Raw genomic sequence first — 22806 nt, forward strand, 5'->3', positions numbered from 1 at the left:
TATTGTCAAAAAAGTATATAAGATAAATATTGAAAGTTAGGGATGAATTATGGTAAAAAGTATGACTAGCTTCGGTAGAAGTAGTAGTGAAGAAGGACAAAAACGTATTTTTACTGTTGAGATGAAAAGTGTCAATAATAGATATTTAGATATAAATATCAGAATGCCTAAAGCTTTAATTTCATTAGAAGAAGAAGTGAGAAAGATGATTTCATCCTCTTTATCAAGAGGAAAAGTTGATGTTTTTATTAACTTAAAAAATTATTCTCAAAATGAAGGAACACCAAAGGTTGATTTAAAGCTTGCTGAAGACTACTTAAATTGTTTAAGAGAAATAGAAACAAATTTTGGACTTAAAAATGATGTATCAGTAATGCAACTTGCAAGATTCCCAGAAGTTATAACAGTAGTTCAAGAAGAAGAGAAGGTAGAGGAGATATTCGAAGAATTAAAACCTTTAATTTCAACTTCAATTGAAATGATGATAAATATGAGAATTGTTGAAGGGGAAAAATTAAAAGAAGATATATTAGATAAAGTAAGTGTAATAGAAGATTTAGTTAGAGAAATCGAAAAGGTAGCTGATACAGTTCCAAAAGCTTATAAAGTTAAATTAGAAGAAAGATTATCAGAACTTTTAAGTGGTGCGGATATTGATCAAAATAGGTTAGCCACAGAAGTATGTATATTTGCAGATAAAGCAACTGTAGATGAAGAAATAACAAGATTAGGAAGTCACATTAGCCAAATTAGAAAAACTTTAAGCTTAAATGAACCTATAGGAAGAAAATTAGATTTTATAATTCAAGAAATGAATAGAGAGACTAATACTATAGGATCTAAATCAAGTGATATTCATATGACTAATATAGTCATTGATATAAAAAATCTTATCGAAAAGATAAGGGAACAAGTTCAAAATATAGAATAATAGGAGGAGAGCAATGGGAATTAAGTTAATCAACATTGGTTTTGGAAATATTGTTTCAGCAAATAGACTTGTAGCAATAGTAAGTCCAGAATCAGCACCGATTAAAAGAATAATCCAAGAAGCTAGAGACAGAGGTATGTTAATCGATGCAACTTATGGAAGAAGAACAAGAGCTGTTTGTATAACTGATAGTGATCATGTAATTTTATCAGCAGTTCAACCAGAAACTGTTGCACATAGATTATCAACTAAAGATGAAACTGTAGATGAGGTTGATGAATAATGACTAATAATAAGGGATTATTAATAGTGGTATCAGGACCATCAGGAGCTGGAAAAGGTACAATATGTAAAGCGTTATTAGAAAAACATGATGATTTATTTATATCTGTTTCAGCTACTACGAGACAGCCTAGAGCTGGTGAAGTAGATGGTGTTAATTATCACTTTATAACAAAAGAAGATTTTATTAAAAGAGTAGAACAAAAAGATTTCCTAGAATATGCTGAAGTATATGGAAATTATTATGGGACACCAAAGTCAAAAGTTGAAGAAATGCTTAATAGTGGCAAAAATGTAATTCTAGAAATAGATATTCAAGGTGCACTTAAAGTTAAAGAGAACTTTAAAGAAGGTGTATTTATATTTATACTTCCTCCATCAATGGAAGAATTAAAACAAAGAATAATTAAAAGAGGCAGTGAAACACCTGAATCTTTAATGAGAAGATTTAAATCTGCATATCAAGAAATAAATTATATATCAAAATATAATTATGCAGTAGTAAATGATATAGTTGATGTAGCAGTTTCTAAAATAGAAGGAATTATTACAGCTGAAAAATGTAGAGTGGATAGAATAAAAGATACAATATTAGATTCTAAGGAGGGCTTAATTCATGAACAACTCTATGATTAATCCATCAATAGTAGACTTATTAAAAAAGGTAGAAGATAGATATTCGTTAGTTATCGTTTCTTCTAGAAGAGCAAGACAAATTATAGATGGAAGCAATCCATTAACAACAAATAAATCAAAAAAACCTTTAACATTAGCTATTAATGAAATTAATGAAGGTTCAGTTAGCTACCATAAGGTAGAAGAAGGTACAAAATAGTCATGAGAGACAAAAAGAGAGTGGTAATAGGTGTTACTGGAGGAATTGCAGTATATAAAGCTTTAGACATAATAAGTGCTTTGAGAAAACAAGATGTTGAAATTAAAGTTATAATGACTGAGTCTGCACAAGAATTCGTTACACCTTTAGCGTTTCAATCGTTAAGCCAAAATATGGTTATAACCGATATGTTTGCAGAACCTAAGGCATGGGAGATTCAACATATATCTTTAGCTCAGTGGGCAGATATAATGTTGATTGCACCAGCCACTGCAAATATTATTGGTAAAGTTGCTAATGGTATAGCAGATGATATGCTTTCTACAACGATAATGGCAACAGAAGCAAAAGTTATTTTTGCGCCAGCTATGAATACAAAAATGTATGAAAATAAAATAGTTCAAGACAATATTAATAAATTGAAAAATTACGGATATAAATTTATAGAACCAGCTAGTGGAAGATTAGCTTGTGGAGATCTTGGAAAAGGTAAATTAGCTAATGTATCTGATATAGTTGATAGAGTATTGTTAGAACTTGAAGAAAAAGAACAAGATCTTTTAGGTAAAAAAGTATTAGTTACTGCAGGACCTACTATAGCGCCTATTGATCCAGTGAGATATATTACAAATAAATCTACAGGAAAGATGGGATATGCTATTGCACAAGAGGCAAAAGAGCGAGGGGCTGAAGTAACATTAGTATCTGGCCCGACAAATATACCTAGAATAGCAGATATTAATTTTATAAGTGTAAAAACTAATAGTGAAATGAAAGATGCAGTTTTAAGGTATTATGATTTTGCTGATATAGTAATTAAGTCAGCAGCAGTAGCTGATTATAAACCTAAAGAATATAGTAATGAAAAGATAAAAAAAGGTGAGGGTGACTTACAGTTAACACTTACTAGAGATAGTGATATCCTAAAAATTTTAGGAGAAAGAAAAAAAGAGCAAATTCTTGTTGGTTTTGCAGCAGAAAGTAATAATGTTTTAAATAATGCAGAAAAGAAGCTTAAAAACAAGAATTTAGATTTTATTGTAGCTAATGATATTACTGCAAGTGATACTGGTTTTGCAAGTGAAGATAATAAAGTGACTATACTGTCTAAGGATGGTAGTGTTATAAATCTTGATAAGATGAGTAAAAAGCAGGTAGCTACAAATATATTTGATATGATTCTAGGAAAGCGCTAATTGCGCTTTTCTTTATATTGAAAGGGTCATTAAAAATAAATATTATATGGATTATATTAGTAATATGAGGGTGATTTTTTGATTCTTTATGGTGAAATAATATTAAATAGCGAAGCTGTAGAAATTGATAGACCTTTTACTTATAAAATTCCTGAAAGTCTTAACGATAAGGTTAGTGTAGGGCAGATTGTAAAAGTTCCTTTTGGCTTTAGAAATAAACCAGTAGAAGGGTTTATAATAAGTATAAAAAAAGAGGATGAAGTAGAATTTGAATACAAGGTGAAAGAATTACTATCTATTGAAACAGAGGAACCAATCATTACCCCAGATGACATTGAATTAATTTATTTTTTGAAGGAAAAATATCTTTGTAAATATATAGATGCTTTTAGGCTTTTAATACCTATAGGGATTATGAAAGGTGCTAAAAACAAAGTTAAAAATGTTATAGTATTAGTTAAAGATGATTTAGATGATATAAAAAATCCAGATGGATATAAAGAAATTATAAATATTTTAAAAGAGTATTCAGGTAAATATTCTAAAAGTGAACTAATAAAGAACTTTTCTATATCTCAATATAAACTTAACAACTTGATAAAAAAAGGAATTTTAAAATCCGTAGAAGAAGTTGTATTTAGGTATAATGAAAGAGAATATATAAAAGATGAAGATAAAAAATTAACTTATGAGCAACATAATGCTATAGAAAAAATATTGAATTCTGATAAAAATATCTTTTTGTTAAAAGGGGTAACGGGATCAGGAAAAACAGAAATATATATGAGATTAGTTCAATGGGAATTGAGAAATGATAGATCAGCTATAATCTTAGTACCGGAAATAGCTTTAACACCGCAGATGATAGAAAGATTTAAAGGAAGATTTGGCAAAGATGTAGCGTTGTTTCATAGTAAGCTTTCAGATGGAGAGAGATTTGATGAGTGGCATAGAGTTAAAGAAGGAAAAGCAAGAGTAATTGTAGGAGCAAGAAGCGCACTGTTTTTACCTGCTAAAAACTTAGGGCTTATTATAATAGATGAAGAACATGAAAATACATATAAGTCAGAGCAAAATCCTAAATATCAAGCAAAAGAAGTTGCTGAATATATTGTAAATAAAAGGGGAGCTAAATTAGTTTTAGGCTCAGCAACACCTACTATTGAAAGTTATTATAGAGCTATTTCAGGTGAAATTGATTTAGTTGAGATTACTAAAAGAGTCGATGGTAAACCTATGCCTACAATGGAACTTGTTGATATGAGAGAAGAGTTGAAGGTAGGTAATAGATCATTATTTAGTAGGAAGCTATTTAAGAGCATCGAAGAAGTGCTGGCGAAAAAAGAACAAATAGTTTTGTTTTTAAATAGAAGAGGTTTTTCAACGTTTGTATCATGTAGAAGTTGTGGATATGTTTTTAAATGTGATGAATGTGAAATTTCTATGACATATCATAAAAATGGTTTTCTAGTATGTCATTATTGTGGTAAAACTAAAAGAGAGCCTAGTAAATGCCCAAAATGTGAAAGTAAATATGTGAAATTTTTTGGAGCAGGAACGCAAAGGGTTGAAGACGAAATAAAAAAGTACTTTAAAGATGCAAGAGTTATAAGAATGGATGTAGATACTACAAGAGCAAAGGATTCTCATGAGAGATTATATAATGCCTTTAAAAGAGGAGAGGGAGATATTTTAATTGGAACCCAAATGATTTCAAAAGGATTAGATTTCCCGAATGTAACTTTAGTTGGCATTTTAGCGGCTGATATGTCTATCAATATACCGGATTATAGATCAGCAGAAAGAACCTTTCAATTAATAACTCAAGTTGCAGGAAGAGCAGGTAGAGGGGTTAAAGAAGGAAAGGTTATTATACAGACATATACTCCAGAACATTATAGCTTACAATATGCTAAAAATTATGATTATGAAGGATTCTATGAAAAAGAATTTACAGTGAGGGCATTAATGAATTATCCTCCTTTTGGGAAAATATTATTAATAAATGGAAGTTCAAAAGATGAAAAAATACTAAAAGATTTTATGAATGATATAGCAACTAAGATATCTATGGTGGTAAAAGATTATGATGAAATTGATATATTAGGTCCTATTCCATGTATGATTCAGAAAATCAAGGAAAATTTTAGGTGGCAAATAGTTCTAAAAGGGGAATTTGATTTAAAATTTGCAAAAAAAATTCAAGAATTACTTTATGATAATAATAAGAGCAATTATAATGAAATAAGAATAAGTATAGATATTAATCCAAACAGTCTAATTTAGGAGGAATAATTATGGCAATTAGAAATATAAGAAAAATTGGTGATGATGTTTTAAGAAAGAAATGTAAAGAGATTACAGAAATAACACCAAGAGATTTAGTTTTAATAAAAGACATGGCTGAGACTATGTATGCTGCTGATGGTGTTGGGTTAGCAGCTCCTCAAGTAGGAATTTTAAAAAGATTATTTGTAATTGATATAAGAGATGAAGAAGGGCTAATGGTATTTATTAATCCAGAAATATTAGAAACTAGTGGATCTCAAATTGATGATGAAGGGTGCTTAAGTGTTCCAGGTGAATCTTGTGAAGTAGAGCGTCCAAATTATGTTAAGGTAAGAGCTTTCAATGAAAAAGGAGAGCAATTTATTTTAGAAGCAGAAGGACTACTTGCAAGAGCTGTGCTTCATGAAAATGACCATTTAAATGGTGTTTTATACGTAGACTACAGAAAATAAGGAGAGATTAGAATGAAGATTGTATTTATGGGAACTCCAGATTTTGCTGTACCTTCATTAGAAAAAATTATTTCTAAATATGGAGTTGAAGCTGTATTTACTCAACCTGATAGACCAAAAGGAAGAGGTAAAAAGATGGCTTACTCACCAGTAAAAGAGGTTGCTGTAAAGCATAATATAAAAGTTTTTCAACCAGAAAAGCTAAAGGAAGATAGAGAAGCTATAGAATATTTAAAAGATTTAAAACCAGACTTTATAATAGTAGTTGCTTTTGGGCAAATATTAACTAAAGAGGTTTTAGATATACCTAGTATAGGATGTATAAACCTACATGCATCATTATTACCTATGTATAGAGGAGCAGCACCTCTTAATTGGGTAGTGATAAATGGAGAAAAAGTATCTGGAAATACAACTATGCTTATGGATGTTGGCTTAGATACTGGAGATATGCTATTAAAGGATGAAGTAGAAATAACTGAAAATATGACAGCAGGTGAATTGCATGATAAGCTTATGATAAGTGGAGCTGATCTTTTAATAAAAACTATTGAAGGAATGTCAAAAGGAGAAATAACTCCAATAAAGCAAGAAGGCGAAACTTGTTATGCTAAAATGTTAAATAAAGATACAGGAAAAATAGATTGGGAAAAATCGGCTAAAGATATTCACAATTTAATAAGAGGACTTAATCCATGGCCTATAGCTCATACTACATATAAAGGTGAAAGTATGAAAATCTATGAAAGTATTGTTATAAATGAAAATAGTTCTAAAGAACCAGGAACTATTATTAGTGTTAACAAAAGTGGTATGAAGGTAAACACTTCAGATGGAATAATATTAATAAAGAAGATTCAATTTCCAAATGGTAAGCCATTAACAATTGAACAATATATTAATGGTAAAGAGATTGAAGTAGGAACTAAATTAGTATAAAGAAAGGGAGAGGGAAATATGCCTTTTGGATTTTATCCAGATAGAACAATGTTAATGCTAATACCAGCGATATTAATTGCTTTATGGGCTCAAAGTAAGGTAAGTAGTACTTATAGAAAATATAAAGCTATAAGAACTATGAATGGATATACTGGTGAGCAAGTGGCTAGAATGATGTTAGATGAAGCCGGACTTTATGATGTACCAGTTGTAGAAACAGGTGGGGAGTTATCGGATCATTATGATCCAACTCGTAGAATTGTAAGATTATCGAGAGATGTGTTTTACGGAACATCTATATCTGCAGCAGGAATAGCAGCTCATGAAATTGGGCATGCAATACAACATAAAGAGCACTATAAACCACTTGTTTTACGTACATCAATAGCTACAGGCGTTAATTTTGCAAGTCAAATGTCTATGATTTTATTTGTTTTAGGGATATTTTTAAGCATTCCTGGACTTACAACTATAGGAATTATATTCTTTTCTGCATCAGTAATTTATCAACTAGTTACATTGCCGGTTGAGTTTAATGCATCTAGTAGAGCGTTAAAGGTGTTAGAAGGAAGAGGAATTTTACTAGGAAATGAAGTAGATGGGGCAAAAAAGGTATTAGGTGCAGCAGCTATGACTTATGTAGCAGCAGCATTAATGTCAATAACACAATTATTAAGATTAATTGCATTAAGCAATAGAAATAACGATTAAGAGGTAAAGTATGAATAGTAGAGAAATAGCATTAAATGTAGTAAATAGAGTATTAAATGAAGGAGCTTATTCAAATTTAGTTCTTTCTAAAGAACTAAATCAGTCTAATTTATGTGATAAAGATAAGGCTTTAGTAACAGAACTTGTTTATGGAACATTAAGAAGAAAAAATACTTTAGATACTATAATTTCAAATTTTATAAGAGATATAAATGAAATGGATAGAGAAGTATTAAATATATTAAGAATTGCAATATATCAAATGCATTTCTTAGATAAGGTTCCAGAGTTCGCTGCATGTAATGAAGCCGTTGAACTAGCTAAAAAGATATCTGAAAAAGATGCTAAATTAGTTAATGGAATATTAAGAAGTTACACTAAAAATCCAGATGATATAGAGGTTAAAAGTGGAAAAGTTAATGAATTAGCGTATATCTATTCATATGAAGATTGGTTCATAAGAATGATATATAAGCAATATGGTGAAAATTACGGTAAAAAGATACTTGCTGGATTAAATCAAACTCCAAAGGTTACTGTAAGAGTAAATAATAATAAGGCTGATTATGATGAAGTTTATGACAAACTTGAAGAAATGGAATATAACATAGAAGAAGGATATGCTTGTCCTGAAGCTATAATAATTTCAGGAGGAAAGTCAGTTGAGAATAATCCTTTATTTGTAGAAGGATATATAACTGTTCAAGACGAAAGTGCGATGATTGTAGCGCCATTATTAGATGTAAAAGAAGGGGATACAGTTTTAGACTTATGTGCTGCTCCTGGAGGAAAAACAACTCATATAGCAGAGTTATTAAATAATACAGGAAAAGTTTTAGCTTTTGATTTACATGAAAATAAGTTATCACTAATTACTGAAAATGTTGAGAGATTAGGATTAAACAATGTAACTGTAGATGTTATGGATGCAACAAAGTTAAATAGTAAATTAATAGCATCTGCTGACTCTGTTTTAATAGACGTACCATGTTCAGGTATTGGTATAATAAGAAAGAAACCAGAAATAAAGTGGAATAAAACAAGAAATTCACTTAAAGAATTAGTTCCAGTTCAAAGAGAAATAATGGATAATGCATGGCATTATTTAAAGAGTGGAGGAACTTTAGTATATTCTACATGTACTCTTAATAAAGAAGAAAATGAAGATAATATAAATTGGTTCTTAAATAAATATAAAGATGCAGAAATAGAGAAAATATTCTTAGGTAATATGGAAAACTTTATATATAATGATAATGGTTCTTTAACAATATTACCAAATCAATATATGGATGGATTCTTTGTAGCAAAGCTTAAGAAAAAGTAGTAGGTGAACCTATGGAAAATTTATTAGATTTCACATTAGAAGAATTACAAAATTGGATGAAGGAAAATGGGGAAAGTGCTTTTAGAGCAAAGCAAGTTTTTTCATGGATATACAATGAAGTATGGGATTATGATGATATGAAGAATATTCCTAATTCTTTAAAGCATAAACTAAAAGATAACTTTTATATAGGAATACCTAAAATTGAAGAAGTATATGAGTCTTCTTTAGATGGAACTAAAAAAATGCTTTTAAGATTTAGAGATGGAAACATAATAGAATCAGTAATAATGCAATATAAACATGGAAATTCAATATGTATTTCAACACAAGTAGGGTGCAGAATGGGATGTAAGTTCTGTGCTTCTACCTTAGGTGGGCGTGTTAGGGATTTAACTTGTGGAGAGATTTTAGCACAAGTTATTATAGGTAAAAAAGTATGTGGTGATAGAATTTCAAATATAGTACTTATGGGAAGTGGGGAACCTCTAGATAATTTTGATAATGTTATGAAGTTCCTTAAACTAGTAAATGCTGATTATGGATTAAATATTGGCCAAAGACATATTACTTTATCTACATGTGGTATAGTACCTAAAATAATTGAATTAGCAGATAAAGAGATGAGCATAACATTAGCGATTTCATTACATGCATTTAGCGATGAGAAGAGAAAAGAAATAATGCCTATAGCAAATAAGTATACTATATCTGAAATTTTAGATTCCTGTAGATATTACATAGAAAAAACAGGAAGAAGAATTACTTTTGAATACTCATTAGTTTCAGGAGTAAATGATAGTAAAGAAGATGCTAGATCGCTAGGAAGAATTTTAAAAGGTATGTTATGTCATGTTAATTTAATTCCTGTAAATGAGATAAAAGAAAATACGCTAAAAAGACCATCTAAAAAGGTTATAGAGGAATTTGAAGAGATATTAAAGAATAATGGTATTGAAGTTACTGTAAGAAGGGAAATGGGTGCAGACATAAATGCTGCTTGTGGACAGTTAAGAAAGAGTTACATAGAGTCTGCTAAGTAAAAGGAAGGGGTTATTGTATGGTTAGTATGAAGAGTGATAAAGGTATAGTTAGAAATTTAAATGAAGACTATGCTGATTTTTATGAAGGAAATAACTATAAGATTTATGTTGTAGCTGATGGAATGGGAGGCCATAATGCTGGAGAAGTAGCAAGTAAAATGGCTGTGGAATCAGTAATTGAATATATAAATAAGCAGGACTTATTAGAACACTCTTTAGAAGAAGCTATTTTATATGCCAATAGAAAAATATATGATCTTTCAATAAAAGAAAAGAGTTATGGTGGCATGGGAACAACATTAACCGCTTGTCTTGTAAGAGATAATATAATTGAGATTGCAAATGTTGGAGATAGTTGCTGTTTTGGTTTGAATGAAAAAGGAATAATTAAATTAACGAAAGATCACTCGTTGGTACAAGAACTTATAGATTCAGGATCTTTGACAGAAGAGGAAGGTAGAAATCATCCTAAGAAGAACATAATAACAAGAGCATTAGGTACTTCGAAAGATGTAGTAGTAGATATATTTAAAATTGAAAAGAATAAGTTTAAAGTCTTTTTACTTTGTTCAGATGGATTAATTAATGAAGTATCTAAAGAAGAAATTTTTAATATTATTACTAATAGTAAAGATTTAGATCAGGCTACTAATGAGCTGGTTTCTTTAGCAAAAGAACAAGGGGGAAGAGATAATATTACTGTCTTGCTGTTTGGAGGAGAGGTGTAGAAATGATCGGGATGATATTAGGGGATAGATATGAGTTATTAGAAGTAATAGGTGAAGGTGGTATGGCTGTAGTTTACAAGGCTAGAGATAAAAAGCTTAATAGACTAGTAGCAGTAAAAATTCTGAAAAAAGAATTTGCTGATAATAAAGATATATCTGAGAAGTTTAAAAAAGAAGCTACAGCTATAGCTAATTTATCTGATATGAATATAGTTAATGTATTAGATGTAGGACATGAAGATGAAGATAATATAGACTATTTTGTAATGGAATTAGTTGAAGGAAAAACATTAAAAGAGATAATATTATCAAATGGAAAGATTAGTTGGTCTACAGCAAGTACAATTGCAATTCAAGTAGCTAAAGCTTTAGACTGTGCTCACAGAAATGGAATTATTCATAGAGATGTAAAACCACAAAATATACTAATAACTGAGCATGGTGATGTTAAAGTAACAGATTTCGGAATTGCAAAAAGTGCAACATCTTCTACTATTACAAATACAACAACAATTATGGGATCAGCTCACTATTTATCTCCAGAACAAGCTAAAGGTACATTTATAGATTATAGAACAGATTTATATTCTTTAGGGATAGTATTATATGAAATGGTAACAGCTAAGCTTCCTTTTGATGGAGAATCACCAGTTACTATTGCTTTAAAGCATATACAGCAAGATCCAATCGAGCCTAAAAAGTTAAATGATGCAATACCAGAAAGTTTAAATAATTTTATTCTTAAAGCTATTAGCAAGGATCCTATTTTAAGATATCAAACTGCAAAAGAAATGATTAGTGACTTACAAAGAATAAAAGAAAATCCTATGGTAGGAATACAACCACCTTCTGAAAATGATGGTGGAAGAACTATTGTGATGAGTCCTATTAAGGCTGATGTTAATTCAAAACCTAAAAAAGTTGATAAAGTAAGCCAACACCAAAATCGAATAGATAATGAAGATTATGAAAAAGATGAAGAAGATGAAGAAGATTTTGATGATGATTATTTTAAGAAGAAAAATAAGAAAAAAGGTAAAGGATTAATAGTTGGTGGAATAATAGTAGTTCTTTTATTACTAGTAGGAATCTTTACAACTATATTTCTTAGTGGAAATAAAGTTGAACAAATTAAAGTTCCTAATATAGTAGGTAAGAATTTCGATGAAGCAAAAAAAGAAATTGAAGCATTAGGTTTAAAACTTGAGGTAGAGAAAACAGAAAATAGTGATAAACCAGATGGTGAAATTTTAAGTAGTAATCCGTTAGCTGATGCAATGATAGATAAAGGATCAATTATTAAAGTTGTTGTTTCAGGTGGATTAGAAAAAGTTGTTGTACCAAATTTAAGAGATTATGAAGAAAATGTAATAAAGCAATATTTAGATTCTAAAGGGTTTAAATATGAATTAAATTATGAATTTAATGATGATGTTGAAAAAGGATATTATGTCAGTCAAGATCCTAAGGCTGGAACTGAAATACCTAAAGGTGATACTATTTATGTAACTATAAGTAAGGGCCCTGAGGTTAAATTAGTTAAAGTTAAAAACTATATTGGATATAATGTTAATGATGCAAAATCAGATTTAGAAAATCAAAAGTTTATAGTTAATATTATTGAACAAGAAACAGATAGACAAAATGAAGATGGAAAAGTAATAGATCAACCTGTTAAAGATATTGAAGTTAAAGAGGGAACATCTATTGATCTTTATGTAGGAAAATACGTTGAACCTACAACAGATATAAATCAATTTATATCAGAAGGAATGCTACTATCAGATGCAATTGTTGTATTAGATTCTAATAATATTAAGTATAGCGTAGATGGAGGAATGCCTCCAGCAGCAGAAACTAACCAATATAAGGTGGTAGGATTTACACCAAGCATAAAAGATGGTGAACTTGTTAAAATACAAGTAGAAAAGATAGAATCATTACCTACGGATACATCTCCAGAAAGTCAATCTTCAGAAAATCAACCTTCAGAAAATCAATCGCCAAATAACGAAGGATCAAATTAAAATACTAAATGGTATTAGACTAATTTATATAATGAATACCCCTTTATAGTAGAAGTTTCATAGATAAAATTGCTTCTATAAAAGGGGTATTCTTATTATATTTATAGGTAATAGCTTAAATATATTGCATTTTTTATTAAAAGGTGTTTATTATAATAAGAGAACAAATTCTTTGGAGGAAATATGAAAGGAAAAATAATTAAGGGAATTGGTGGTTTTTACTATGTAAAAACATCAGAAGGACTTATTGAATGTAAAGCCAGAGGGAAATTTAGACATAAAGATATGAAACCTATGGTTGGAGATGATGTAGAAATAGAAGTTAGTAATGGTAAAGGGGTAATTGAAGATATATTTGAGAGGAAATCTCAATTGATTAGACCTACTGTTGCAAATGTAACTCAGGCCTTTGTTGTTTTTGCTGTCAAAAATCCAGATATAAATTTTGATTTATTAAATAGGTTTTTGATTTTATGCGAACATAATAATATTAAAGCAGTAGTATGTTTAAATAAGGTAGATTTAGTTTCAGAAGAAGAGAAAGAAGCTATAAGGCAAAGAATAGTAGATATAGGCTATGAAGTATTATACATAAATGCAAAAAAGGGAATTGGAGTAGAAAAGCTTAGAGAGAAGTTAGATAATAATGAAACAGTTTTATGTGGGCCGTCAGGGGCTGGTAAATCAACACTAATTAATACATTAACTCAAAAGTTCCATATGGAAACAGGGGAAGTATCAGAAAAGATAGGAAGAGGTAAACATACAACAAGGCATAGTGAATTAATAGATGTAGTTGGTGGATATATAGTAGATACTCCAGGATTTTCAACGTTAGAAGTAAACTTTATTGAAAAAGAAGATTTAAGATATAGTTTTCCGGAATTTGAAGAGTATAATAATTTGTGTAAATTTAGAGGGTGTCTTCATTATAAAGAACCTAACTGTGCAGTAAAAAAAGCAGTTGAAGAAGGCAAAATTAACAAATATAGATATGATTTTTATATAAGAACATTAGAAGAGAAAATGGATGGGAGGAAATATTAATGATAAAGATTGCACCGTCAATATTATCAGCAGATTTTTCGAAATTAGGAGAGGATATAGAGAAACTTCATAATGCTGGAGCTGATTTCATTCATATTGATGTCATGGATGGAAGATTTGTTCCAAACATAAGTTTTGGTATGCCAATAATAAAAGCTATAAGAAATAGAACAGATAAAGTTTTTGATGTTCATTTAATGATTGAAGAACCATCAAAATATATTGATGACTTTATAGCAGCAGGAGCAGATTTAATCACTATACATTATGAAGCAGAGAAGCATATAGATAGAGCTATACAGTATATTAAATCTAAAGGTGTTAAGGCTGCTGTAGCGCTTAATCCAGGAACACCTACAACTGTTTTAAAGGATATAATAAGTGAATTAGATATGGTGCTTATAATGTCTGTAAATCCTGGATTTGGTGGGCAGAAGTTTATAAAATATTCTATAGATAAAATAAAAGAAGTTAAAGCTATGAGTGAAAAGGTTAATAAAGATTTGCTTATTCAAGTTGATGGAGGAATTGACCCTTCTAATGTTTTAGATGTTATTGAAGCAGGAGCAAACGTTATTGTAGCAGGTTCAGCAGTGTTTAAAAATGGAGAGATAGAAAAGAATATTTCATTATTAAGAGGAAGATAGTATGAAGGCTTTAATAGTTTCAGGAGGAGAAAGACCATCTATAGAGCTGTTAAAAGAAATAGCGGCTGAATCAGAGCTAATTATTGGTGCTGATAAAGGTTGTGATTCTTTATATGATTCAAAAATAATACCTAAATATATAGTAGGAGATTTTGATTCTGCTAATATTAAAAAAGTCAATTATTTAAAAGAATATGGAGCTATAAAGTTAGAATTTAACCCGGAAAAAGATTTTACTGATTCAGATAGTGCACTAAATTTAGCAATAGAAGAAGGTGCTAATGATATAATATTATTAGGGGTTACAGGTAGTAGATTAGATCATACCTTTGGAAATTTAGGATTACTAATTAGCGCGTTGAATAAAAATGTTAAGGCTACCATTATAAATGAAAATAATAAAATATTTATCGTTAGAAATAGTGTTTCTTTAAATAAAGATATAAGATACAAGTACATATCATTTTTATCTTATGGAGATGTAGTAAAAGGGCTAACTATAAGAAATGCAAAATATAATTTAAAAAATTATGATCTTTTTATAGGAGATACTATGACAGTGTCTAATGAATTTATAGATGAAAATATAGAAGTAGAATTTAAGTCAGGTAAACTTTTAGTAATTTACTCTAATGATTAAATAAATTGTCTAAAAATAAAATAATATTTATTTTAAAATTTCTTAAAAATTAATCACCTAATTCCTTACTAATGCATAATATGAATATGTAGGAAAGGTGATTTTTTTTAGGAGGGATTCTAATGAAGATAATAGCAATAAAATTACCGAAGTTTTTATCATCTATTATTAAGTTTTTTACAAGAAAAAAATAATTACATAGGGATATAATGATACCTATAAAATTAAAAAATAAAAAATGCAATTGAGTTAATCAATTGCATTTTTTATTTGAACTTATATTGCTCTTTCAACCTTACCAGATCTAAGGCATCTTGTACATACATGAACAGTTTTTGGTGTTCCGTTAACTAAAGCCTTTACTCTCTTTATGTTAGGAGCCCAAGTTCTCTTAGATTGACGATGTGAGTGTGAGTATTGAGTTCCAGATACAACACCTTTGTTACAAACTTCGCATCTTCTTGCCACTTGAAAACACCTCCTTATTATGTGAAGATAAATTCTCTTCAATAGGACAAAATAGATTCTATCATAAAATATATACAATTTGCAAGCGAAAATAAAAAAAAATAGAAATATACTAATAATATTTTTTATGAAAACCTATATAAGGATAATTTTACTTGAATTAATAGGTTAACTAATATACAATATTTTATAAGGATAATTATAAGGAGGATTCTATATGGTTGGATATGTAAACAATCTTGGAAATATACGTTACTCTGAGGAAGTACTTGCTAAAATAGTAGGTTTATCTACTATGGAGTGCTATGGCGTTGTTGGAATGGTTTCTAAAAATGCTACAGAAGGATTTTGGGAACTTATAAGAGTTGAAAACTTAAGTAAAGGTGTAAAATTAAAATTTAATGATGATGATAAATTAGAAATAGAATTATTTGTTATGGTTGAATACGGAACTAAGATTTCTGTTATAGCAAATAATATAATACAAAAGGTTCGTTATAGCGTTGAAAATTATACTGGATTAAGTGTGGCTTCAGTAACAGTAAACGTTCAAGCGGTTAGAGTCTAGGAGGTAACATAATGAAATATGAAAGAATAAACGGCCATGATTTTTATAATATGGTTGTTAATGCTAGCAATAGACTTGTAGAGGAAAGCGATTTTGTAAATGCTTTAAATGTTTTCCCAGTTCCAGATGGAGATACAGGAACTAACATGTCTATGACATTTAAGGCTGCAGTTAAAGAAATTGAAAATTTAAACTCAGAATCTATAGGAGAAACTTCTAAAAAGTTAGCTAAAGGTGCCCTAATGGGTGCTAGAGGAAACTCAGGTGTTATTTTATCACAAATTCTTAGAGGAATATCTAAAGGATTAGAAGGAAAAAATGATGTAGACTCTACTGAACTTGCGTTAGCATTTTTAGAAGGGAGCAAAGCTGCGTATAAAGCAGTAATGCGTCCTACAGAAGGAACTATTCTTTCAGTTATAAGAGCAGCAGCTGAAGCAGCTGTAAAAGAAGAAAAACAAGATGTGGTAGAGTTATTAAAAGTTGTTGTTGATGCATCAAAGGTAATGCTTGATAAGACTCCAGATCTTTTACCAGCTTTAAAGAAGGCTAAAGTAGTTGATTCAGGTGGTATGGGATTATATATAATTTTACAAGGAATGTATGATGCCCTTAAGGATGATATAAAAGCTGAAATAAAAGATGTAGTTGTAAAAGATGCAAATATGTCAGGTGCTGGAGCTGGATCTGCTAATGATGTAGATATTAAGTTTGGATACTGTACAGAATTTATTATATTAGGTGATGCTAAGAAAGCTAAAGCATTCCAAGATGAAATTGAGCCATTAGGTGACTCTATGATAGTAGTTGGATATGATGATGTAATAAAAGTACATATTCATACTAATAATCCAGGACTAGTTTTAGAAAAAGCAGTAGCAGTAGGTGAATTATCTAAAATTAAAATAGATAACATGAGAGAAGAGCATAGAGAAATGCTTGAGAAAGAAGAACTATTAGCAGATAAGCTTGAAGAAACTGAAGAAGTAGAAAAGAAGAAGTATGCTTTTGTATCTGTTGCAATGGGAAGTGGAATCACTAGTGTTCTTAAAGATTTAGGTGTTGATTATGTTATTGAAGGTGGTCAAACAATGAATCCATCTACTCAAGATATGATGGAGTGTATTTCAAAGTTAAATGCTGAGCATATATTCATACTTCCAAATAATAAAAATATAATAATGGCAGCAAATCAAGCAGCTGAAATAGCGGATAAAGATGTTAGAGTAATACCTACTAAGAGTATTCCACAAGGTATAACTTGTATAACTATGTTTAATCCAGAGGAAGATGCAGAAGTAAATGAAGCAAATATGATGGAAGCTCTTGATATGGTTAAGACAGGCTCTGTAACATATGCTGTAAGAGATACTGAAATGGATGGTATCGAAATAAAAGAAGGAAATATGTTAGGTTTAGTGGAAGGTAAAATCAAAAAAGTTGGAGATGACTATTTTGAAGTTGCTAAAGAAATACTTGAGTCTATGATAGATGATGAAAGTGAACTTATAACTATTTTCTATGGTAGTGATGTTGAAGAAAGTAAAATAGAAGATTTTGTAGCTGAATTAGAAGAGAAATATGAAGACTTCGATGTACAATGCTATAAAGGAGATCAACCTTTATATTACTTCATAATGTCAGTAGAATAATAATAAAAGGCTGTTGCAAATGCACAGCCTTTTTGCGTATAATTATTAAAATATACTTAATTTGGGATGAGGTGTATTTATGGATGTTACTAAAGATATAGGAAGTTTAAAAGGTGTGGGGCCAAAGCTTAAAGAGAAGCTTAATAAATGTGGAATTTTTACTATTTTTGATTTGCTTTTATATTTTCCTAGAGATTATGAGTTCTTAAGAAGTAATATATCAATTGATGAAATTGATGAAAAAGAAAAGCAGGTTTTGACTTGTAAGTGTACTAGTATAGAAAGAGATGTAAAGACGAGAACAGGAAAATTTATAACTACTATAAAATTTGATTATTTAGGGCATATTGTAGATGGAAAATGGTTTAATCAAAGATTTATAAAAAACTCATTTAAAGTTGGAGAAAGTTATGATTTGTTGGGGAAATATAAAAAGATAGGCAATAGGTTAGAAATAGTTAATCCTATTGTTGGAGTAAAAGTTGCTAAAGAAAATGAAATTGTACCAAAATATAGCTTGAAAGGAGATATGACAGATAAAATTTTAATAAAGCTTATAAATCAATGTATAGAGGATTTGAAAATTGAAGATAATCTTCCTAAAGAGTTAATAGAAAAGTATAAGCTTACTGATTTAGATTTTGCTATAAGAAATATTCATTTTCCTTCAGGTAGAGAAGCATTAGAAAAAGCTATAACAAGATTAAAATTTCAAGAGTTATTTAATTATTCTATGAAGTTGCTTATATTAAAAAGAAAGCTAAAGAGTAAAAATGGAATAAAATTTGAATGGGCAAAGGAGTTAACAGATCTTAAAGAATCTCTCCCATATAGTCTTACTGAAGCTCAAACAAGAGTAGTTAGAGAAATACTTAGAGATCAAAAAAGCCCATTTCCTATGAATAGACTTGTACAAGGAGATGTTGGAAGTGGTAAAACTGTAGTAGCTATTATAGCAATGTTTAATGTTGTAAAAAATGGGTATCAGGCTACTTTGATGGTGCCTACAGAGATATTAGCTAACCAACATTATTTGGAAGCGAGAAAGTTATTAGAACCATTTAATGTACATATAGAACTTTTAACTGGTAGTACATCGCTAAAGGAAAAAAAGAGAATAAAAGAACTTATAGCAACAGATACTCCTATGATAGTAATAGGAACGCATGCATTAATTCAAGAAGATGTAGATTTTGCAAATTTAGGTCTAGCAATAACAGATGAGCAGCATAGATTTGGAGTTGAGCAACGAAATAAACTTATTAATAAAGGGAGAAGACCTGATGTATTAGTTATGACTGCTACCCCTATACCTAGAACCTTGGCTTTATATGTGTACTCTGACTTAGATATATCGGTTATTGATAAGTTACCACCTGGAAGAAAACCAGTTGAAACAAAATTCTTCTTAGAAAATGATAGGGATGCTGGTTATTCTTTAGTTATGGATGAAATTAATAAAGGGCGACAAGTGTATATTGTATGTCCGTTAATTGAAGAAGATGAAAAGATGGAGCTTAATTCTGTTGAAAAGTTATATAGAGAACTAAAGGAAGGAATTTTTAGAAATGTAGAAGTTGAGATTTTGCATGGTAAAATGAAGCCTAAGGAAAAAGACGATATAATAAATAGATTTAAGAAAAATGAGACAAAGGTGATTATTTCAACTACAGTAATTGAAGTAGGAGTAAATGTTCCTAATGCTTCGGTTATGATAATTGAAAATGCTGAGAGGTTTGGTTTAGCTCAGCTACATCAATTAAGAGGAAGAGTTGGAAGAGGGCAGTATGAATCTTATTGCATTTTAATCGGTAAAGCTAAAAGTGAAGTAACTAAAAAAAGAATGGAAATCATGACTTCATCAACTGATGGATTCTATATATCAGAACAAGATTTGAAGTTAAGAGGATCAGGTGAAATGTTTGGGATGAGACAAAGTGGTGATGAAGGATTAATATTAGCTAATATATATGAGGATTTAGCGATTTTAAGGTGCGCAAGAGAAGAGGGTAAGCAATTATTAAATTCAACTGATCCAGAAAAGATACGACTTTGCAATGAGATAGCTGAATCACTTGATAGATGGAGTCAGTATATCTGCTTTAATTAAAGCAGAGTTCAAATTTTAATTTAGAGATAATCGAGCTCGTACAATAGACGTTACGAGAAGGTGTTTGATTAAATAAATAAATTGTTAAGTGGAAAATTATATGATAGAATTAAAATGTTAAAAAAAAGGAGGAATTACAGTGAGAATTATAGCAGGAAAAGCAAGAGGACGTAAATTAATACCTCCAGCAACGATGGAAACAAGACCTACTCTAGATAGAGTAAAGGAATCTATGTTTAGCATAATACAAAATCATATTCCAGATGCTGTAGTAGTGGATGTTTTTGCAGGAACAGGGAGTTTAGGATTAGAAGCTGCAAGTAGAGGTGCTAAAGAAGTTTATTTGGTAGATAGAAGCAAAGATGCATTTTCTTTATTGAAACAGAATATTGAAAATCTTAAGTTTGAGGATACATGTTATGCATTGAATAAAGATTCGTATGAAGCTTTAAAGTATCTAGCTGATAAAAATAAAGTTTTTGATGTTATTTTTATAGATCCACCATATTGTAGAGAAATGATACCAGAGGCAATGAAGATAATTCATGATAGAAAGTTATTAAATGAAGATGGAATTATAGTAACTAAAATTGATTCTATTGAGGAAATATATGAAGGAAATGATAATATAGCTTTATTTAAAAGTAGAAAATATGGTAATACAACAATATGTTTATATAAAATTGAGGAGTAAAAAAGAAAGAAAATGAAAGTAGCAATTTATCCAGGTAGCTTTGATCCAATTACAAATGGGCATTTAGATATTATAACTAGAGGCTCCAAAATATATGATAAACTTATAGTAGGAGTACTAGTGAATATAGATAAAAAAGGTTTATTTAGTATAGAGGAGAGAGTTGAGTTAATAAAGAAAGTAACTATGCATTTGCCAAATGTTGAAGTTATATGTTTTAATGGACTTTTAGTTGATTTAGCAAGGAAGTATGAAGCTAAAGTTATTTTAAAAGGGTTAAGAGCGGTTTCGGATTTTGAATATGAATTTCAAATGGCTCTTATGAACTCTCAATTAGATCCGAATATTGAGACCTTATTTATGATGACTTCATCAGAGTATTCTTATTTAAGTTCATCATCTGTAAAACAGGTAGCTAAGTTTGGTGGGAACATAAGTGGGTTAGTGCCTGATGAGATAATTACAGAAGTGTATAATAAGATAAGAGATTTAGGGGGGGAGTAGCTTGAATAAGCTAGAATTGAATATTATTGATTTGTTAGAATATTTACAAGAGATGTTAGATAGTTCTGCAAAAATGCCTATTACTGGCAAGGTTATGGTTGATAAAAAAGAATTTAAGGAAGTTATAGACCAAGTTATTAATTATTTACCAGATCAACTAAAAAAAGCTGAATGGGTAATGAATGAAAAAGATAGAATACTTTCAGAAGCTCAAAAGGAATTTGAGATTGCAAGAAGAGAAAGTGCTCAACTTATGAAAGAGAAAGTTGAAAATCATGATTTAGTTAAAGAAGCTAAAATTCGTGCAAATGAAATAATAGCTTTAGCACAAAGAGATGCCAAAGCTATTAGAGTAGGTTCAAGAGAATATTCTAATGAAATTCTTTTAGAACTTGATAAAGAGGTTGAAAATAAAAAGATTGAACTTATAACAGCAATGCAAGAATCCTTTGAAAAAGCTGCTAAAGAAATTGATGAAAAATTAAGTGATACTGGTAAGATTATAAAAGAAAATATTGCTGAATTAAGAAACATGTAAATTCTTTTTATATCTTATAAAAGTACATATAAGTGATAATATCAATATACAGTAGATAATAAGAAGTATTTTATTATCTATATAAAAAGTTTGAATTGGAAAAGTTGATACTGGGGTATCTTTTACAAAAAAGATACATGCTATAAATGTAATTATAAAACTTATTATTCCTTGAATAAATTTTAAAAATGAGTATTTAAATAATGAAATATTTAAGTCTCCAATAAAAGAACTTATTTGTGCTATAACAGATAATCCGGAAAAAGAACAAATAAAACTTATTATAGATAGCTTTAATATTAACGGTAATGTAGATGAACTGATAAGCTTACAACCGTTAGTGAATTCGATGCTACCTAGTAAAGTTCCATATAAAGAAGATGAAGGTATATTTAAAAAATCTTCTATATTTTTAAAAGTAATGCTTATATAAGCATTACTTTTTATTATGCTTATAATAATTGAAAAAATGATAACGAACGCACCAACTTGTAATGTTGTGTTTACACTGTTTTCAATAGAAGTTTTTAAAGCAGAGCCTATAGATACTTTTTTGAATTCGGAATGCATAACCTTTGAATTTTTATTAAAATCTCCTTTAGGAATAGTAATAATTCCAATGATTAGTGGAGAAAGATAGTTAGCTATTAAAAGTATAAAGCCTAATTTGGTATTTCCAAACATGGTAGCTCCTACAGAACCTATTAAAAACATAGGACTAGCATTTGATGCTATATTTAATAATCTTTCGAATTCTTTCTTATTAATATATCCTAAATTGTATAAATCGCAACAATACTTACAACCTAATGGATAACCGCATAGCACACTTGCTGCTATAGGAAATGAAGAATTCTTTGAAAGTTTTAAAGGTCTACATAATAAAGGTCCAAGGATTTTTGAATATAATGATATCCCATCATAACAAATTAAAAGATTACATATAAAAGAAAAAGGAAATATAGTTGGTAATATAGTTTTTATAACTAAATTTAAACCGACTAAAGAAGCGTTTATACAATCTTTCAGATTTAATACAAATAAAATAATACAAAATGAAATTAAAAAGCTTACAAAATAATTCTTATTTATATTAAGAAGTTTTAGTAATACAAATATAAGAATAAAAATTGAAAGCCATAAGAATATAATACTATGCATAGAAACTCCTCCCATCT

24 protein-coding genes are annotated in these 22806 nt (G+C 29.4%); 22 read left to right on the top strand and 2 right to left on the bottom strand.

What is annotated here, in order from left to right:
- Window positions 1-49: 49 nt before the first annotated feature.
- From ARA56_RS01485 to ARA56_RS01560, 16 genes are all read left to right on the top strand, one after another.
- Entirely contained in the window at window positions 50-931 is an 882-nt protein-coding gene (locus tag ARA56_RS01485) for a YicC/YloC family endoribonuclease (protein ID WP_055263229.1), read from the top strand.
- Window positions 932-944: 13 nt separating this feature from the next.
- Complete coding sequence (gene remA / locus ARA56_RS01490; RefSeq protein ID WP_032118106.1) at window positions 945-1214, top strand: extracellular matrix/biofilm regulator RemA; 270 nt, start codon at window positions 945-947, stop codon at window positions 1212-1214.
- Window positions 1214-1849: a guanylate kinase gene (gene gmk / locus ARA56_RS01495; protein ID WP_084758926.1), complete on the top strand. Its 636-nt coding sequence runs from the start codon at window positions 1214-1216 to the stop codon at window positions 1847-1849. The genes remA and gmk overlap by 1 nt, the downstream gene beginning before the upstream one ends.
- Complete coding sequence (rpoZ, locus tag ARA56_RS01500) at window positions 1830-2048, top strand: DNA-directed RNA polymerase subunit omega (protein ID WP_055263233.1); 219 nt, start codon at window positions 1830-1832, stop codon at window positions 2046-2048. Before gmk ends, rpoZ begins: the two co-directional genes overlap by 20 nt.
- A 2-nt stretch (window positions 2049-2050) precedes the next feature.
- Window positions 2051-3244, top strand: coding sequence for a bifunctional phosphopantothenoylcysteine decarboxylase/phosphopantothenate--cysteine ligase CoaBC (coaBC, locus tag ARA56_RS01505; protein WP_055263235.1), 1194 nt, complete (start codon window positions 2051-2053; stop codon window positions 3242-3244).
- Window positions 3245-3322: 78 nt separating this feature from the next.
- Window positions 3323-5530 carry a primosomal protein N' gene (priA, locus tag ARA56_RS01510; RefSeq protein WP_055263237.1) on the top strand — a complete coding sequence of 736 codons (2208 nt, stop codon included), beginning with the start codon at window positions 3323-3325 and terminating at the stop codon, window positions 5528-5530.
- Window positions 5531-5541: 11 nt separating this feature from the next.
- On the top strand, window positions 5542-5985 hold the full coding sequence (def, locus tag ARA56_RS01515; protein ID WP_055263239.1) for a peptide deformylase: 444 nt from the start codon (window positions 5542-5544) through the stop codon (window positions 5983-5985).
- A gap of 12 nt (window positions 5986-5997) precedes the next feature.
- Window positions 5998-6924: a methionyl-tRNA formyltransferase gene (gene fmt / locus ARA56_RS01520; protein WP_055263241.1), complete on the top strand. Its 927-nt coding sequence runs from the start codon at window positions 5998-6000 to the stop codon at window positions 6922-6924.
- A gap of 18 nt (window positions 6925-6942) precedes the next feature.
- The gene (locus ARA56_RS01525) at window positions 6943-7635 is read left to right on the top strand and encodes a zinc metallopeptidase (RefSeq protein WP_055263243.1); all 693 of its coding nucleotides are present in this window, start codon (window positions 6943-6945) and stop codon (window positions 7633-7635) included.
- A 10-nt stretch (window positions 7636-7645) separates the two neighbouring features.
- Complete coding sequence (gene rsmB / locus ARA56_RS01530) at window positions 7646-8962, top strand: 16S rRNA (cytosine(967)-C(5))-methyltransferase RsmB (protein WP_055263245.1); 1317 nt, start codon at window positions 7646-7648, stop codon at window positions 8960-8962.
- Window positions 8963-8973: 11 nt separating this feature from the next.
- Complete coding sequence (rlmN, locus tag ARA56_RS01535) at window positions 8974-10005, top strand: dual-specificity RNA methyltransferase RlmN (protein ID WP_055263247.1); 1032 nt, start codon at window positions 8974-8976, stop codon at window positions 10003-10005.
- Between the two features lie 17 nt (window positions 10006-10022).
- On the top strand, window positions 10023-10733 hold the full coding sequence (locus ARA56_RS01540) for a Stp1/IreP family PP2C-type Ser/Thr phosphatase (protein WP_055263249.1): 711 nt from the start codon (window positions 10023-10025) through the stop codon (window positions 10731-10733).
- Between the two features lie 2 nt (window positions 10734-10735).
- Window positions 10736-12760, top strand: coding sequence for a Stk1 family PASTA domain-containing Ser/Thr kinase (pknB, locus tag ARA56_RS01545; protein WP_055263251.1), 2025 nt, complete (start codon window positions 10736-10738; stop codon window positions 12758-12760).
- Between the two features lie 183 nt (window positions 12761-12943).
- Window positions 12944-13807, top strand: a complete 864-nt coding sequence (gene rsgA / locus ARA56_RS01550; RefSeq protein WP_055263253.1) for a ribosome small subunit-dependent GTPase A — start codon at window positions 12944-12946, stop codon at window positions 13805-13807.
- Entirely contained in the window at window positions 13807-14454 is a 648-nt protein-coding gene (gene rpe, locus ARA56_RS01555) for a ribulose-phosphate 3-epimerase (protein ID WP_055263255.1), read from the top strand. Before rsgA ends, rpe begins: the two co-directional genes overlap by 1 nt.
- A 1-nt stretch (window position 14455) precedes the next feature.
- Window positions 14456-15094: a thiamine diphosphokinase gene (locus ARA56_RS01560; protein ID WP_055263257.1), complete on the top strand. Its 639-nt coding sequence runs from the start codon at window positions 14456-14458 to the stop codon at window positions 15092-15094.
- Window positions 15095-15370: 276 nt separating this feature from the next.
- Here the strand turns inward: ARA56_RS01560 and rpmB are convergent, their stop codons facing one another.
- Window positions 15371-15562, bottom strand: coding sequence for a 50S ribosomal protein L28 (gene rpmB, locus ARA56_RS01565; protein ID WP_005213497.1), 192 nt, complete (start codon window positions 15560-15562; stop codon window positions 15371-15373).
- Window positions 15563-15779: 217 nt separating this feature from the next.
- Here rpmB and ARA56_RS01570 point away from each other — a divergent pair, with 217 nt between their 5' ends.
- From ARA56_RS01570 to ARA56_RS01595, 6 genes are all read left to right on the top strand, one after another.
- The gene (locus tag ARA56_RS01570; protein WP_055263259.1) at window positions 15780-16130 is read left to right on the top strand and encodes an Asp23/Gls24 family envelope stress response protein; all 351 of its coding nucleotides are present in this window, start codon (window positions 15780-15782) and stop codon (window positions 16128-16130) included.
- 11 nt (window positions 16131-16141) lie between these two features.
- Entirely contained in the window at window positions 16142-17782 is a 1641-nt protein-coding gene (locus ARA56_RS01575; protein WP_055263261.1) for a DAK2 domain-containing protein, read from the top strand.
- Between the two features lie 79 nt (window positions 17783-17861).
- Window positions 17862-19892, top strand: coding sequence for an ATP-dependent DNA helicase RecG (recG, locus tag ARA56_RS01580; protein WP_055263263.1), 2031 nt, complete (start codon window positions 17862-17864; stop codon window positions 19890-19892).
- Between the two features lie 139 nt (window positions 19893-20031).
- Window positions 20032-20586: a 16S rRNA (guanine(966)-N(2))-methyltransferase RsmD gene (gene rsmD / locus ARA56_RS01585; protein WP_055263265.1), complete on the top strand. Its 555-nt coding sequence runs from the start codon at window positions 20032-20034 to the stop codon at window positions 20584-20586.
- Window positions 20587-20598: 12 nt separating this feature from the next.
- A complete protein-coding gene (gene coaD, locus ARA56_RS01590) occupies window positions 20599-21090 on the top strand; it encodes a pantetheine-phosphate adenylyltransferase (protein WP_055263267.1) in 492 nt (163 codons plus the stop codon).
- A gap of 1 nt (window position 21091) precedes the next feature.
- Window positions 21092-21628: a hypothetical protein gene (locus ARA56_RS01595; RefSeq protein ID WP_055263269.1), complete on the top strand. Its 537-nt coding sequence runs from the start codon at window positions 21092-21094 to the stop codon at window positions 21626-21628.
- Here the strand turns inward: ARA56_RS01595 and ylbJ are convergent.
- Window positions 21614-22789 (bottom strand): sporulation integral membrane protein YlbJ, encoded by a 1176-nt coding sequence (ylbJ, locus tag ARA56_RS01600; RefSeq protein ID WP_055263271.1) that lies wholly within the window; start codon window positions 22787-22789, stop codon window positions 21614-21616. The genes ARA56_RS01595 and ylbJ overlap by 15 nt on opposite strands.
- Window positions 22790-22806 lie beyond the last annotated feature (17 nt).

It is taken from the genome of Clostridium disporicum (assembly GCF_001405015.1).
Taxonomy (GTDB): Bacteria; Bacillota; Clostridia; order Clostridiales; family Clostridiaceae; genus Clostridium; species Clostridium disporicum_B.